This window comes from Rhodococcus sp. 320_ES, assembly GCF_059691855.1.
In genome coordinates, this window is the sequence record NZ_JCAWAG010000004.1 from 188,936 (window position 1) to 203,213 (window position 14,278).

The 14,278-nt window shown below is 66.5% G+C and carries 12 protein-coding genes; 6 read left to right on the forward strand and 6 right to left on the reverse strand.

Annotation, left to right across the window (positions count from 1 at the left end; translation table 11 throughout):
- The first annotated feature begins 19 nt into the window (after window positions 1-19).
- Window positions 20-3,388, forward strand: a complete 3,369-nt coding sequence (locus AC59JP_RS15440; protein ID WP_497326691.1) for a TM0106 family RecB-like putative nuclease — start codon at window positions 20-22, stop codon at window positions 3,386-3,388.
- 7 nt (window positions 3,389-3,395) lie between these two features.
- Here the strand turns inward: AC59JP_RS15440 and AC59JP_RS15445 are convergent, their stop codons facing one another.
- The 3 genes from AC59JP_RS15445 to AC59JP_RS15455 form a co-directional block, all read right to left on the reverse strand.
- Entirely contained in the window at window positions 3,396-4,412 is a 1,017-nt protein-coding gene (locus tag AC59JP_RS15445) for a magnesium transporter CorA family protein (RefSeq protein WP_497326692.1), read from the reverse strand.
- A 1-nt stretch (window position 4,413) separates the two neighbouring features.
- The gene (locus AC59JP_RS15450; protein WP_497327080.1) at window positions 4,414-5,556 is read right to left on the reverse strand and encodes an amino acid deaminase/aldolase; all 1,143 of its coding nucleotides are present in this window, start codon (window positions 5,554-5,556) and stop codon (window positions 4,414-4,416) included.
- A gap of 68 nt (window positions 5,557-5,624) precedes the next feature.
- Window positions 5,625-6,272 (reverse strand): TetR/AcrR family transcriptional regulator, encoded by a 648-nt coding sequence (locus AC59JP_RS15455; protein ID WP_497327081.1) that lies wholly within the window; start codon window positions 6,270-6,272, stop codon window positions 5,625-5,627.
- Window positions 6,273-6,328: 56 nt separating this feature from the next.
- Between AC59JP_RS15455 and AC59JP_RS15460 the strand changes: the two genes are divergently transcribed.
- Together AC59JP_RS15460 and AC59JP_RS15465 are read left to right on the forward strand one after the other, a co-directional pair.
- A complete protein-coding gene (locus AC59JP_RS15460; RefSeq protein WP_497326693.1) occupies window positions 6,329-7,639 on the forward strand; it encodes a D-arabinono-1,4-lactone oxidase in 1,311 nt (436 codons plus the stop codon).
- 5 nt (window positions 7,640-7,644) lie between these two features.
- Entirely contained in the window at window positions 7,645-9,171 is a 1,527-nt protein-coding gene (locus AC59JP_RS15465) for a molybdopterin-dependent oxidoreductase (RefSeq protein WP_497326694.1), read from the forward strand.
- A 91-nt stretch (window positions 9,172-9,262) separates the two neighbouring features.
- On the opposite strand, the gene AC59JP_RS15470 is transcribed toward AC59JP_RS15465, so the two are convergent.
- Together AC59JP_RS15470 and AC59JP_RS15475 are read right to left on the reverse strand one after the other, a co-directional pair.
- On the reverse strand, window positions 9,263-11,266 hold the full coding sequence (locus tag AC59JP_RS15470; protein ID WP_497326695.1) for an MDR family MFS transporter: 2,004 nt from the start codon (window positions 11,264-11,266) through the stop codon (window positions 9,263-9,265).
- 2 nt (window positions 11,267-11,268) lie between these two features.
- Window positions 11,269-11,742 carry a MarR family winged helix-turn-helix transcriptional regulator gene (locus tag AC59JP_RS15475; RefSeq protein ID WP_497326696.1) on the reverse strand — a complete coding sequence of 158 codons (474 nt, stop codon included), beginning with the start codon at window positions 11,740-11,742 and terminating at the stop codon, window positions 11,269-11,271.
- Between the two features lie 352 nt (window positions 11,743-12,094).
- On the opposite strand from AC59JP_RS15475, the gene AC59JP_RS15480 reads away from it, so the two are divergent.
- Window positions 12,095-12,676, forward strand: a complete 582-nt coding sequence (locus AC59JP_RS15480) for a PRC-barrel domain-containing protein (RefSeq protein ID WP_497326697.1) — start codon at window positions 12,095-12,097, stop codon at window positions 12,674-12,676.
- Entirely contained in the window at window positions 12,676-13,107 is a 432-nt protein-coding gene (locus AC59JP_RS15485; RefSeq protein ID WP_497326698.1) for a PRC-barrel domain-containing protein, read from the forward strand. Before AC59JP_RS15480 ends, AC59JP_RS15485 begins: the two co-directional genes overlap by 1 nt.
- Here the strand turns inward: AC59JP_RS15485 and AC59JP_RS15490 are convergent.
- Complete coding sequence (locus AC59JP_RS15490; RefSeq protein WP_497326699.1) at window positions 13,080-13,373, reverse strand: hypothetical protein; 294 nt, start codon at window positions 13,371-13,373, stop codon at window positions 13,080-13,082. The genes AC59JP_RS15485 and AC59JP_RS15490 overlap by 28 nt on opposite strands.
- Before the next feature lie 35 nt (window positions 13,374-13,408).
- Between AC59JP_RS15490 and AC59JP_RS15495 the strand changes: the two genes are divergently transcribed.
- The gene (locus AC59JP_RS15495) at window positions 13,409-14,233 is read left to right on the forward strand and encodes a tyrosine-protein phosphatase (protein ID WP_497326700.1); all 825 of its coding nucleotides are present in this window, start codon (window positions 13,409-13,411) and stop codon (window positions 14,231-14,233) included.
- The last annotated feature ends 45 nt before the right edge of the window (window positions 14,234-14,278 follow it).

Below are 14,278 nucleotides of genomic sequence, written 5' to 3' on the forward strand. Positions count from 1 at the left end.
GCACCAGTAGGGTCGAGGCGTGTTCGTTCTCGGTGAGGTTCTGGTGCACAGTGCAAGCGACCTCACGGTGGCCTCGGACTGCGAATACCGGCTGCTGACCGTCCTGGACGCGCACCTCGAACGCCTCGACGTGGACCCTGTGCCGGATCCCATGCTGGAACGGTTGTCTCGGCTCGGCTCCGACCACGAGAACCGAGTTCTCCGCGAGTTCCGGCGCCGATTCGGCGACGGTGTGGTCACGATCCCCCGGCCCTCGAGTACCCGCATCCTGTCGGAAATCGTCGCGGCCCGCGATGCGACGGCAACGGCGATGGCCGCGGGGGCGCCGGTGATCTACCAGGGAACGATCTTCTCCGTTTCGTCCTCGTCAAACTCGGCGTTTCTGGGGTTCGCCGACTTCCTCGTCCGCGACGGCGACTCATATCAGGTGTACGACACGAAACTCGCCCGCCACGAACAGGTGTCGTCCATTCTGCAGATCGCGGCCTACGCCGACACGCTCGCGGGAGCGGGCGCGACGATCTCGTCGCAGGCGCACCTCGTCCTCGGCGACGGCACGCACACCGTCGTCGACCTGCGCGACGTCCTGCCCGTGTTCCGGCAGGCGCGCGACGACATGGTTCGGCTGCTGGCCCGACACCACGATCAGTTGCTGCCCGCCGCGTGGAAGGACGTGACCGTTCGTGCGTGCGGCCGGTGCGACGCCTGCGCACCCGAAATCGAACGCACCCGTGACCTGTTGCTCGTCGCGGGTATGCGGTCCACACAGCGGGAGCTGTTGCTACGCAGCGATATCGACACGATCGACGCGTTGGCAGCCGCCGTCGACGTTCCCGACGGCATGTCCGCACGGACCTTCCGCGGACTTCGCGCGCAGGCGACACTGCAGATCCGGCAAGAGCAATCCGGGGAACCGGTTGTCGAGTTCTTCGATCCCGAGGCATTGGGGTCACTTCCGGAAGCGGATCCCGGCGACATCTTCTTCGACTTCGAGGGCGACCCGCTGTGGGCCGAACCGGGGAGTGCGGACTGGGGTTTGGAGTACCTGTTCGGGGTCACCGAGACCGACGGCACCTTCCGCCCATTCTGGGCCCACGACCGGGCCTCGGAGCGGCAGGCGCTGATCGACTTCCTCGACTACGTCACCGAGCGACGCCGCCGATTCCCCACCATGCACGTCTATCACTATGCGCCGTACGAGAAGACGGCGCTGCTCCGCTTGGCGGGGCGTCACGGGGTGGGCGAGGACGTCATCGACGACATGTTGCGCCACCGTGTGCTGGTCGATCTGTATCCGGTTGTGCGGGCGTCGCTTCGAGTGGGCGCACGCTCGTACAGCATCAAGAAGCTCGAGCCGCTCTACATGCCCGATGCGCGCGACGGAGACGTCCAGGACGCTGCCGCGTCGATCGTCGAGTACGGCAACTACTGCGATCTTCGCGACCAGGGCCGACCGGACGCGGCGCAACAGATTCTGGACGAGATCGCCGAGTACAACCGCTACGACTGCGAATCGACTCTGGCGCTGCGTGACTGGCTGCTGGCGCATGCGGCGCAGCACGGTGTGACACCGCACCGGACGCTGCCCGTCGAGCCGACGGCTGACGAGCGCACCGAACTCGAAGCCTCGCTGCAGGAACGGGCGGAGGCCACCGGCGAACACGCGTACGCCCTGCTGGCGGCAGCGCTCGGCTATCACCGCAGGGAGGAAAAACCCTTCTGGTGGGGGCACTTCGACCGATTGAGCAGCCCGGTCGACGAGTGGGCCGACATCAAGGACACGTTCGTCGCGACGAATGCCGAGACCGACGGATGGCAACCACCGAGGACCGCGCGAAGCCAGCCGCGTCGCATCGTGCGGTTGACGGGAAAGTGGGCCGAGGGCAGTTCGATCGGCGGCGGCGTCCACATGCTCTACGAGACACCGGCTCCCGACTGGGTCGAGGCCGGCGACGACCCTACGACGCGGTGGTGCACCAGCGGAACCATCGTGGCTGTCTCGGATGACCTCGAGACTGTCGACGTCGAGGAAAGTCTCAAGAAAGTCGCCACCGCCTACGACGATGTGCCGATGGCGCTGGCTCCACAGCCAGGCCCTCGGTCGACACCACTGGCAGACTCCATAGAACGCACCGCAGCAGAGGTGCAGGCATCGGAGTCCTTGCCTCACACGGCAGTGTTCGACCTGCTGCGGCGCCTGCCACCCCGCGGACCCCTTCCCCGCGGTGACTATCGAGATTCGGTGCTCGCCGCCGTGCTCGGGTCCGACAATTCCTATGTCGCCGTTCAGGGTCCGCCGGGGACGGGCAAGACGCACACCGGATCCGGAGTCGTCGCCGATCTGGTGAACAAGCACGGCTGGCGCATCGGCATCGTCGCGCAGTCGCATGCGGTGGTGGAGAACATGCTGGCGGCCGTGGTCAAGCAGGGTGTGCCGCCGGAGCAGGTCTTCAAGCGCGGTAACACGACTCCGGACGCACCCTGGACGCAGGTGAAGGACGTCGGCGAAGCACTCGACTCCGGCGGCGCCGTGGTGGGCGGAACCGCGTGGGCCTTCGTCAAGGACTCCGAATTCGCCTCTCCCCTGGACCTTCTGGTGATCGAGGAGGCCGGGCAGTTCTCGCTGGCGAACACGATCGCCGTCACGCGCAACGCTCGGCGCCTGCTGTTGCTGGGCGATCCACAGCAACTGCCGCAGGTGAGCCAAGGCCGTCATCCCGAACCGGTGGACACGTCCGCTCTCGATTGGCTGTCCGACGGGCACGACACTCTGCCCGACGACCTCGGCTACTTCCTCTCGAGCACGTGGCGAATGCACCCCGCCGTGTGCGCTCCCGTGTCCGAGTTGGCGTACGACGGGCGCCTGGAATCGACGGCGCCCGAACGGTCGCTGGTCGGCGTCGAGCCCGGCGTCCACACCGTTCTCGTTGCGCACGAGGGAAATTCGACCTACTCCGAGGAGGAGGCCACACGGGTCGTCGCCTTGGTGAAGTCCCTGCTCGGAAAGAAGTGGACCGACGGTGACGAGCCGACGAGGCGACTCGCACCCGGCGACGTCCTCGTCGTGGCACCGTACAACGCCCAGGTGCAGCTGCTGCGAGAAGTGCTGGACCGAGCCGGGTTTGCCGACACTCTCGTGGGCACCGTCGACAAGTTCCAGGGGCGGCAGGCTCCTGTGGTGATCCTGTCGATGACGGCGTCGGCCATCGAAGACGTGCCGCGCGGGATGTCGTTCCTGTTGTCGCGCAACCGACTCAACGTCGCGATCTCGCGAGGACAGTGGGCTGCCTACATCGTGCGATCACCGCGGCTGACCGAATATCTGCCGTCGACGCCGGCAGGGCTGCCGCAGCTGGGTGCGTTCCTGAGGCTCAGTCCGTCGCGGTAGACCGTCCTCACAGCCACCCTCGTGTCTTGAACAGCGAGAACAGCCCTCCCGCCGAGCCGATGATGACGACCGTGCTGGCCACCAGTCCCCCGGTGTCCCCGAAGCCGGGGTAGGCGACGTTCTGACCGAACCAACCCGTGACCGCCGTCGGGACCGCGATGACGGCGGCCCAGCCGGTGAGCTTCTTCATGATCGTGTTCATTCGGATGTCCTGCAACGACAGGTTCGTCTCGAAGATCGCGCCGACCATGTCCCGCAACGATTCCGTCCACTCCGTGGCCCGCATGACGTGGTCGTAGAGGTCGGCGTAGTTGCCGTCCAGTTCGTTGCCGCGAGGGTTGATCTCCTGCCGCTCACGCATCACCGCGTTGACCACTTCACGCATCGGCAGAATGACGCGGCGCAGTTCGACGAGCTCCTTGCGGACCCGATACGTGTACTGCTGCACCATCTTTGTGCGGGCGGAATCGTCGAACAGGGAATCCTCGAGCGATTCGACGGCGTCGTCCATCATCCCGATCGTGTCGAAATGACCGTCGACGACCACATCGAGCAATCCGTGTACCAGAGCGCCGACACCGAGGGCGAGCATGTCGGGATCCGCTTCCCAGCGCGTGATCACCTCGTCCATGTCGAACAGGTCGTTGCTGCGCACGGTCACCATGCCGCGCGGAAAGACGAAGGCGGACACACGCGTCTTACGCAACCGCGAGTCCAGCGACACCGATGTGGCGTCGTCTTCGGATTCCGCGATCGAGGTCGCGTAGACGGAGAAGAACGTGTGGTGGCGGTAGCGAGTTGCCTTGGGCCGCTCACCTTCCGAGACGGCATCCTCGACGGCGTTGCGATCGAAGGACAACTCCTCCGCGAGCTGCTCGAGGTGCTCGTGATCCGGCGAGCAGAGGTCCACCCAAACCAATCGGTCCTCACGCGCGAGGTAGTCCGAGAGCTCCTCGATCGGAAAGTGCTCGTGCACCAGCTTGCCGTCGCACCATGCGCGTGTCCGAACTCCGTTGGTGGTCATGTCAGCCGAAGCACTGCCCTTCCCCGCGGTACGTCGGGACCGTCGTGACCGATCCGTCCGTCTCGACGATGTGCACGTCGGTGAACCGCTCGCACACCTCCCCCGCCTTGGTGTGCCGGAACCAGACGCGGTCGCCGGTCACGAGTGAACCGTCGTGCGTCACGGGCGTCTGCACCTCACCGGCGCCTTCGCTGCGCAGGAGACCGAACGGCTTCTCCGGCAACGGCAGTCGTGACTTTCCTGCCGGTCCGGATGCGATGTATCCGCCGCCGAAGAGCGTCGCGATGCGGCTGGTCGGGGTCCGCACCACCGGCAGGGCGAAGTGCATCGCCGGGGCCGGCGTGAACGCGCGATAGCGGTCGAACAGGGTGGGACCGAACAGACCCGATCCCGCGGTCACCTCCGTCACCGCAGGATCGGCCGCACTCACCTCGAGTGATCCGGTGCCGCCGCTGTTGACGAACTCGAGCCGCCCGACCGCTTCGGTGACCGCGTCGACGACGGCGCGGCGACGGTAGGCGAGCTCCCCTGCCGACTTGCGCTTCATCCACTCCACGGCGCGGTTCGCGTCGGGCAGACCGGCGATCTGCGCTTCGTAGAACATCACTCCCACGACGCGGAAACCGCTGTCACGAGCCAGTCGTGCGAACGCAGCGACGTCTGCGGGCTCGCGCATGGGCGAGCGGCGAACACCGATGTGAATCGGTCCCATCCGCAGAGATGCGTCGACGTCGAGACAGATGCGGGGCGGCACCTTCGACGTCGCGGCAGCGGAGCGAATGGCGTCGAGGTGCGCCGGGCTGTCGACCATCAGGGTGATGCGTCCCGACAGGACCCGATCGTTCACGACCGTCGCGAGCGCTTCGCGGTCGACGGAGGGGTACCCGAGGAGAATGTCCTCGACACCGGACCGGGCCAGCCAGACGGCTTCGCGTACGGAATAGGCCATGACCGAGGCGAATCCGTCCACGGCGAGGACCTGCTCGATCACCGACCGGACGCGGACCGACTTGGAGGCAACTCTGATCGGCGTTCCGCCGGCTCGACGAACGAGGTCGGAGACGTTGGCGCGCAACGCGTCACGGTCGACCGCCAGCAGCGGCGGGTCGAGGTGAGCGGTCGCGCTGCTCAGCCGGTCGGTGATGGATCGGACGGACGGAGACGAGACCGTCGCATGTGGCTTCGTCGCATGTGGCTTCGTCGCGTCAGGCTTCACAGTGGCACCGCTTTCGTCGTGAATCGTGCTGCAAGGTCGTCGAGTTCGGCGACGATCGCAAGCGAGTCGCGGTCGACGAGCCAGCGTAGTACCAGTCCGTCGATGGTCGCGAGCGCGGCCCGAGCCAGCGAGCTCAGCGGTTCGGTCCACACCATCGACGTGAATTGTGCTGTCCGCGAAAGAAACTCGGTAGCCTCGGTGTCCATGACCTGGTATTGCAGGAGGCCGATGTTGCCGGCGACCGTCGAGCCGGCCGCACGTGAGCGCAGCGAGTACGTGGTGATCTCGTAGGTGAGCAATTGCCTGTCCGCGGTGTTCTCGATGACGTCCCACATGGCGGTCAGTCCGCGATGAAGCAGCTCGCGCAGACCGCGCGCGCCGGTCAGGCAGCCGGTGGACTCCGACGTCTCCGCCCCGAAGGCGCCGCGCATCGCCGTACTGAGCTGGGTGACGAGCTCTTCGCCCATTGCCGCGACCAGTGCTTCCTTGTTCTCGAAGCAGTAGTGGACGACGCCCAAGGAGACGTGCGCTTCCTCGGCGACTGCGCGAACGGTGACCGACGCAATGCCCGACCTCTCGGCAATCGCCAACCCTGCCTCGATCAGCTGCGTACGCCGCACGTCTGCCGGCAGGCGGTTCAGCATCTCAGGAATGGTAGCCACACGTTGACCTGGACGCACGTCCAAGTCAAAATCTCTTCATGACGCAGGAATGGACGAACTGGGCCGGTAACCTGCGGGCGCGCCCGCTCGTCACGGAAGTCCCACGCGACGTCGGGGAGCTGCTGACCGTGATCGGCCGCGCAGCGAACGCCGGCCAGCGGGTCAAGGCCCTCGGTGCGGGCCACTCGTTCACCGGCGCCGCCGTCACCGACGGGGTGTCCGTGTCGCTCGACCACCTGAGCGGGATCGAGTCCGTCACCCCCTGCGCCGACGGGACGTCCCTGGTCACCGTCGGCGCGGGCACCCGGTTGCACGACCTCGGCCCGGCGCTGTGGGAGCGCGGACTGGCCATGACCAACCTGGGCGACATCGACGTGCAGAGCGTCGCGGGGGCCTTGTCGACGGGCACGCACGGAACCGGCGCCCGCTTCGGCGGCCTCGCGTCGCAGGTGGTGGGCGCTCGCATCGCACTCGCCGACGGCGAGGAGGTGGAGGCAACCGGGGATCTGCTCGAGGCGGCACGGCTCGGACTCGGCGCGCTCGGTGTACTGACCGCCGTCACGTTGCGATGCGAACCGGCGTTCCTGCTCCGCGCCGTCGAGGCACCCGGTCGCCTCGACGAGACCCTCGAACGGTTCCAGGCCACGAACGCCGCCGTCGACCACCACGAGTTCTACTGGTTTCCGCACACCGACCGCGTCCTCACGAAGACCAACAGCCGCCTGCCGGCCACGGAGCCGTCCGCTCCCCTCGGCCGGGTCCGCGGCTGGATCGACGACGAGCTGCTGTCGAACACCACGTTCGAAGTCCTGAACCGGATCGGGGCAGCGCGACCGTCGGTCATTCCGGCGATGAACCGGGTCTCCGCCCGCGCGCTGTCGGAGCGGACGTTCACCGACCGCAGCTACCGGGTGTTCGCGTCGTCGCGCCGGGTTCGCTTTCAGGAGATGGAGTACGCCGTCCCGGTGGCGCAGGTTCCCGTCGTACTGGACGAAATCCGTCGGTGGCTGGACCGCAGCGACTACCGCGTCGCGTTCCCCGTCGAAGTGCGATGCGCGGCGGCCGACGACGTCTGGCTCTCGACCGCGCACGGCCGCGACACCGGCTACATCGCGGTGCATCAGTACCACCGGCGTGCGCCGGGCGCCTACTTCGACGCGTTCGAGAAGATCGCCGTCGACGCGGGTGGCCGACCGCACTGGGGCAAGCTGCACACCCGCCGTGCCGACGAGCTGCGGGCGAGCTATCCGCAGTTCGACAGCTTCGTGGCGGTACGCGACAAAGTGGATCCGCGAGGCATGTTCGCCAACGCGTATCTCGAGGGTGTTCTGGGGCCGCGCTTACTGTAGGAGGAGTGAGCTCGTTCGATCGGCGCCTCCGGCGCGCACTGTCCGGCATTCTGGCCGCTGCATTCGTCCTCGGTGTCGGCGAACTGCTGGCCGCGCTGATCGGGCCGGATTCGTCGCCCTATGTCGCCGTCGGCTCCACCGTCGTAGACCACACCCCCGAGGCAGTACGCGAGTGGGCCATCGGGACGTTCGGCACCTCCGACAAGACTGCGCTGTTCGTGGGGATGTCCCTCGCCATCATCGCGTTGGCTGCGCTTGCGGGTATCGTCGAGCGCCGCCGCGCGCCGTACGGGTCGGCTCTGTTCGTCGTCCTGGGAATCATCGGAATCATCTCGGCCACAACGCGATCCGGGGCGACGCTCACCTCGGCCGTCCCCACCGTCGTCGGTGTGGCAGCGGGTATCGCCGTGCTACGAGCGTTGGTGACCCGTTCCGACTCGAGCGCCGGCAGCACGGACGACGGCGCGAGTCGTCGCAGCTTCCTGACCCTGGGAGCCGTCGTCGCCGGTTCGGCAGTCCTCGCCGGCGTCGCGGGACGCTGGCTCGGCGCGTCGACCCGCGGGGTGACGCAGGACCGCGCGGCGTTCACCGTCCCGACCCCGACCAGCCCGGCGCCGCCGGTTCCGAGCGGTGCGGATCTGAAGATTCCCGGGCTGTCGCCGTACGTGACCGACAACGCCGACTTCTACCGCATCGACACCGCACTGGTGGTGCCGAAGGTGTCGACGCAGGACTGGAGCCTGCGCATCCACGGAATGGTCGACCGGGAGATCACGCTGACGTTCGCCGACCTGCAGGCCCGCGCGTCCGTGGAACGCATGGTGACGTTGACCTGCGTGTCCAACCCGATCGGCGGCGACCTCGTCGGCAACGCGGTGTGGACCGGATACCCGCTTCGCGACCTGCTGCAGGAGGCGGGCCCACAGGCGAAGGCGGACATGGTGCTCTCGTCGAGCCGTGACGCGTTCACCGCCGGCACTCCGCTGGAGGTGCTCATGGACGGGCGCGACGCCATGCTCGCGGTCGCCATGAACGGACAGCCGCTGCCCGTCGAGCACGGATACCCCGCGCGGTTGGTCGTCCCCGGCCTGTACGGGTACGTCTCCGCGACCAAGTGGGTCACCGATCTCGAGGTCACCCGGTTCGCGAAAGCCACCGCATACTGGACGGATCGAGGGTGGTCGGAGAAGGGGCCGATCAAGACGGCGACGCGTATCGACACCCCTCGCGAGGGACGGTCGAGCAGTCCAGGCGAGGTCGTCGTGGCCGGTGTGGCGTGGGCGCAGCACCGCGGGATCTCGCGCGTGGAGGTGCGATTCGACGGCGGACCGTGGACCGATGCCAGTCTCTCCGAAGAGTATTCACGCGACACCTGGCGACAGTGGACGGTGCCGTGGACCGCGACGTCCGGGTCGCATCTGATCGAGGCGCGATCGACGGACGGTACCGGTGAGGTGCAGACGGCCGATCTGGCCGACACCGTTCCGGACGGTGCAACCGGCTACGCGCAGGTGCGGGTGACCGTCGACTAGCGGCACACAGCACCTCCCATACACAGCACTTGCAACACACAGCACTGTGCGCGCCCACCCCGAGGATGGACGCGCACAGAGTTCGATCGGATCAGACGTGCACTCGCACCGCGGTGTTGTGGATGTCCGGCACGTGGTTGTCACCGAGTACGCGAGCGATCTGGTCTTCGCTCAGACCCAGGCGACGCAGTCGTTCGCACACCGCATCGAAGTCGAGCATCTTCGCGTCGAGTTCCTGCTGCAGCGCAATCACTTCGGAGCGAATGGACTCGGCCTCTTCGAGGGCCTCGAGGGTCTGCTTCGGCTCGGGCAGAAGCAGGGCCAACAGGCGGTCGCGAGCGTCGGTGCTCAGCCCGGCGAACGGTTCCTGACCGTCGTGCGCCTCGTGGCGACCGGCTGCTCCGTCACGCGAGACGGTGTCCTCGACGTCACGCGAGACGGTGTCCTCGGCCGACACCCACTTGAGGGCCACGTCCGAATTCTGATCCTGCGCAACCTGCTCGTCCGATCCGGCCGGCATCTCCGATGCCAGGTCGATCGTCTTGCGCAGCGGGCGGTTCGGGATCAGCACGACGGCGAGAACCGTGACGATGCAGACGATTCCGGCAATCAGGAAGATGTGTCCGGTCGCGTCACCGTAGGCGGTGCGGATGACCGTCGACACGGCGGGAGGCATGGACGCCAGGTCCAGTCCACCGTCGCCGGCAGCCGATCCGGGGTCGATACCTTCGGCAGCCAGACCGGCGGCCGACATGGTCGCCACGCGGGACGCCAGGATGGATCCGAGGACCGAGACGCCGATCGCTCCACCGAAGGTTCGGAAGAAGGCGACGGTGCTGGACGCCGTACCGATCTCGTGGCTGCTGACCGTGTTCTGCACGGCGAGAACGACGTTCTGCATCAACGAACCGACACCGAGTCCGACGACGGCGATCAGCGCACCGATCACGTAGAGGCTGGTGGTGTGGTCGATGGTTCCGAGAAGACCGAAACCGGCGACCAGGAGAAGCGAACCGGTGACGATGAACGCCTTCCACTTGCCGAAGCGGGAGATGAGCTGACCCGTTCCGACCGACGCGACGAGCATGCCGGCGACGAGCGGGATGGAGAGCAGCCCCGCCTCGGTGGCGGTGTATCCCCGTGCGGTCTGGAAGTACTGGCCGAGGAACGTGGTGGCACCGAACATGCCGACACCCACGGCGATGGACGCGATGATGGCGAGTCCCGTCGTGCGCTGACGAACGATCTTCAGCGGGATGATCGGCGACTTCACGCGGGTCTCGACGACGAGGCACGCGATGAGAAGCAGAACACCGATGCCGACATAGATCGCGGAGTCACGAGAAATCCAGTCGTAGTAACCGGCCTGGCCGGCGAACGAGACCCAGATCAGCAGGATCGAGACGCCCGCGGTGAGCAGGAGTGCGCCGAACCAGTCGATGGACACGTGATCCTTGCGCTCGGTCGCGATCTTGAGCGTGCGCTGCAGGAGGAACATCGCGACAACGGCGAGCGGGACGCAGACGAAGAAGCACCAACGCCATCCGAGCGGGCTGTCGACGATGACGCCGCCGAGGATGGGTCCGCCCGAGAGCGATACGGCCATGACGGCACCGGTGTAACCGGAGTACCGACCGCGTTCACGCGGGGAGACGATGGTGCCGATGATGGCGACGACCAGTGCGGTCAGGCCGCCCATGCCGATGCCCTGAACGACGCGCGCGCCGAGCAGGACGGCCACGTTCGGCGCGAAGCCGGCGATGACCGATCCGAGAACGAAGATCACGATGGCGCTCTGAACCAGCAGCTTCTTGTTGAAGAGGTCGGCGAGCTTGCCCCAGATCGGGGTCGAGGCGGCGTTGGCGAGCAGCGCGGCGGTGATGACCCAGGTGTACGCGGTCTGCGATCCCTTGAGGTCACCGATGATGGTGGGGAGCGCCGTCGAGACGATGGTGGTGCTCAGCAGCGCGGTGAAGAGCGCGGCGAGAAGGCCGACGAGCGCTTCGAGGATCTGTCGATGCGACATCGCCTTCGGGTCGTGCACAACCGGGTCTTTTCGCTTCTGGGCCGGCGGCGTGTCTTGCACTGTGGTCATGGTCATCTCGCAATCAGCGTGTAGTCGGCCGAGGCATTGCGTGCCTGCTCGGCGAAGGTTTCCTTGAGGTGGCGAACGGCGTCGAGCGCGACGAGTGCTTGTTCTTCGGACCACTCGCCCAACATGGCCGACAGTCGGGCCACCCTGCGTTCTTTGATCTGCTCCAAGATCTCGAATCCACTGTCCGACACCCGAACGAGCGCCGCTCTGCGGTCGTCCGGATCCGGCGTGCGGGTGATGTAGCCCCACTCGACCAGATCTGCGAGTTGCCGGCTCAGTGCGGACTGGCTGAGGCAGAGATGAGACGCCAGTTCCGTCTGACGGCATTCGCCGTGGATGGACAGGACCCCGAGCACACCGGCCAACGCCGGCGGCAACGACGTGGTGTCGCTGTGCCCGACGGCCAGCTTGAGCACGCGACCGAAGAGAAATACCTCTTCGACCAGCTCTTCGGCTGTCTCGTGGTGGACTGCCATAGGACCACTCCAGACTGTGATTCGATTACTTGCTGTCTGCAACTATACGAATGCATACATGCGCTAAGCAAGTTGTTCGGTCTGTCTCCTCGGTCACAGCGGTCGACCCTCGGCATCACCGGCGGTTCCCGTGGGTAACCGCACTACGATGGCGACATCACTCGCCCCGGCCCGGGGTCGAGAACCGTCGCGGAAAGCACAGGTTTGTCATGCAGTGGTGGGGTTGGCTCATTCTGGTTCTGGTGGTCATAGCTGTAATCGTCGGAGCCGTGCTCGCCATTCAGGCGAAGCGCCGGGCGGGCGGCGTCATCATCGCCGACACGACCAACGTCCAGAAGTCGGGCGACGGCGCATGACCGTCCTGATGAGGGCGAGCGAGATCGCCAAACGTCCCGTCGTCACGATGGCCGGCGAAGACGTCGCCCAGATCAAGGACATCGTCTACGCAGCGGGCGGCGGCGAGGTGTCGGGATTCACCCTCGCCGGACGCGGACTGTTCTCCGGACCCAAGAAGGAAGTGCTGGCGTGGTCCCACGTCGCAGCACTCGGCCCGGATGCCGTCATGATCCTGCGGGAAGACGTGTTGGCAAGTCCCACAGAGGTTTTCACCTCCGGAGGTGGTAGCGGCGGCAACATTCTCGGTTCGCAGGTTCTCACCGATTCCGGAACCGACCTGGGCAAGGTCGTCGACGTCATCATCGAGGTCAGCGGAACCAACGGCGGCAAGTGCGACGTGGTGGGCTACGAGGTCGAGTCGTCGGAATCGCTGAAGAACAAGGGAACCAAGGTTCTGATACCACTTCCCGACACTCTCGCGGCGTCGGCCGAGCACCTCATGGTCCCGGCCAGCGCCACCGAATTCGTCCGCGACGACCTCGCCGGATTCGGCGCGGCCATCGAGGCGTTCCGCGCACAACTCGAAGGGTCGCACTGATGCTGTTCTCGGAAGCCAAGGGCCGCAAGATCGTCAGCACGAGCTCGGCCGACACCGTCGGCAAGGTTCACGGGTTCGTCGTCGACGCCGAGAGCCGGTCGGTCCTCGCCGTGAACGTCAAGAAGGCCGACTCCGGTGACACGTTGGCCTGGGCCGACATCGCCGGTTTCGGCTCGGACGCCGTGACGGTCACCGGCCCCGAGCGGATCACCGCAGCCGACGCCGACGTCCAGGCGAAGTCCGGAAAGGACAAGGCCGTCCTCGGCAAGCGTGTGCTCAGCACCGGCGGCGCGGAACTGGGAACGGTCAAGGACGTCGAGTTCGATCCGTCGACCGGTTCCATCACCTCGTTGGTCCTCGAAAGCACCAGCGTTCCGGGCGGCGGACTGATCGGAATCGGTTCCTACGCGGTGGTCGTCGACAAGGGTTGAGCAGCTCGCCTCCGGGCAGCAGCCCGGACGTACCCGACCAGCGCGATCCCGATGCCGATCACCGACAGCAGATCGGACTCGGTGATCCCGTTGGTCGGGGTGAGCACGACCAGGACGCGGCCTTCGATCGGCCCGTTCAACAACACCCACGCAACCGATGTCACCACGACTGCCGACGACGACAGAAAGGTGCCCCGAGCAAGACACCACGAACAGGACGCGAACAGCGCGTTCATCACCACCAGAGCGTGAAAGAACGAATTCATCACGCCATTGTGTCGGGTGGAACTGAGGGGATCATGTGACGAACCAATTTCTGCTGTCCGGCGCCTGGAACTACCGCGACGTCGGTGGTCTGCGCACCGCTGACGGCGGCATGGTGCGAAGTGGCGTCCTGCACCGGGCGTCGGCTCTGCGGCGCCTGGACGACGACGGTCGAGCCGCCGTGACCGACCTCGGCATCACCGACGTCTTCGATCTGCGCGGCGACGCCGAGGTGGACCGTGAGGGCGCCGACCTGACGCCGGAGTCGGTGCGGGTGCACACTCGGCCGTACTGGAACAACCGCGGTGAGACGGCGCCTCACACAGGAGTGGAGCCTGCGGAACGACCCGACGACACAGGAGTGGAGCCTGCGGAACGACCCGAAGAGACAGCGCCCACAATTCCGGACGAGGCGACGGCGGTCGAGCACATGATGACGTCGTACAGCCGCTTTCCGTCGCTCGACGGCGCACGGGACGCAATCCGCTCGGTCGTCGACACGATCGTCGCCGGCGACGGCGGTGTGCTGGTGCACTGCGCAGCCGGCAAGGACCGCGCGGGATGGACCATTGCCACCGTTCTTCGCGCCGCCGGGGTGACCGACGAGGACATCCTCGCCGACTACCTGCGGAGCAACGATGCCGTCGACGCGTTGCGCGAGGACGTGTCGATCATCTGGGGGCACGACAAGGCCGCGCAACTGACCGATGCGATGCTCGGCGTCCGCGAGGAGTACCTCCGAGCCGGGCTGGCGGAGGTGGATCGACTTCACGGCTCGTTCGACGGGTACCTCGACGCGCTCGGCATCGACACGGACACCGTGGCGGCGCTGCGCGCGGTTCTCGTCGGCGATGCTCCGTGACAGCAGTGCTCGACCGCGACAGGTAGAACTCCCAAAGTAACCAAC

Bases quoted from the DNA above. Each gene is read 5' to 3' on its own strand.
- AC59JP_RS15455 (WP_497327081.1), bottom strand. From the start codon at position 6,272: ATGCTGAACCGCCTGCCGGCAGACGTGCGGCGTACGCAGCTGATCGAG.
- AC59JP_RS15485 (WP_497326698.1), top strand. From the start codon at position 12,676: ATGCTGTTCTCGGAAGCCAAGGGCCGCAAGATCGTCAGCACGAGCTCG.
- AC59JP_RS15470 (WP_497326695.1), bottom strand. From the start codon at position 11,266: ATGACCACAGTGCAAGACACGCCGCCGGCCCAGAAGCGAAAAGACCCG.
- AC59JP_RS15445 (WP_497326692.1), bottom strand. From the start codon at position 4,412: ATGACCACCAACGGAGTTCGGACACGCGCATGGTGCGACGGCAAGCTG.
- AC59JP_RS15490 (WP_497326699.1), bottom strand. From the start codon at position 13,373: ATGAATTCGTTCTTTCACGCTCTGGTGGTGATGAACGCGCTGTTCGCG.
- AC59JP_RS15480 (WP_497326697.1), top strand. From the start codon at position 12,095: ATGACCGTCCTGATGAGGGCGAGCGAGATCGCCAAACGTCCCGTCGTC.
- AC59JP_RS15460 (WP_497326693.1), top strand. From the start codon at position 6,329: ATGACGCAGGAATGGACGAACTGGGCCGGTAACCTGCGGGCGCGCCCG.
- AC59JP_RS15475 (WP_497326696.1), bottom strand. From the start codon at position 11,742: ATGGCAGTCCACCACGAGACAGCCGAAGAGCTGGTCGAAGAGGTATTT.